Annotated in this window: 2 tRNA genes (1 of these 2 cut by a window edge); both read right to left on the reverse strand. The window is 49.0% G+C overall.

The features are described 5' to 3' along the window. Positions 1-45, reverse strand: a tRNA-Cys gene (locus ACP45E_RS02840) (it extends 28 nt beyond the left edge of the window). Between the two features lie 56 nt (positions 46-101). Then, a tRNA-Leu gene (locus ACP45E_RS02845) sits at positions 102-188 on the reverse strand. Between the last annotated feature and the right edge of the window lie 116 nt (positions 189-304).

Genomic DNA, 304 nt, shown 5'->3' on the forward strand with positions numbered 1-304 from the left:
AACCGAGGTCCACGGATTTGCAATCCGCTGCATAGCCACTCTGCCAACACGCCTTAATCGTTTTTCTATCGAAACACCGTAAGGCGTAACGTTCTATTAGATGGTGCCCCGGGCCGGACTTGAACCGGCACAGCGCGAACGCCGAGGGATTTTAAATCCCTTGTGTCTACCAATTCCACCACCAGGGCACGCAAAACTTGTTGCGATGCTTCTAATAATCGCACTCTTTCGAGTGGGTTAGACACCATCTTATGATTGACAGCGAATTACGCTATGAATCTAAATTTGGAGCGATACATCGGGT

Origin of the sequence: Vibrio genomosp. F10 str. 9ZD137 (assembly GCF_049974785.1) — a bacterium.
Classification (GTDB): Bacteria; Pseudomonadota; Gammaproteobacteria; order Enterobacterales; family Vibrionaceae; genus Vibrio.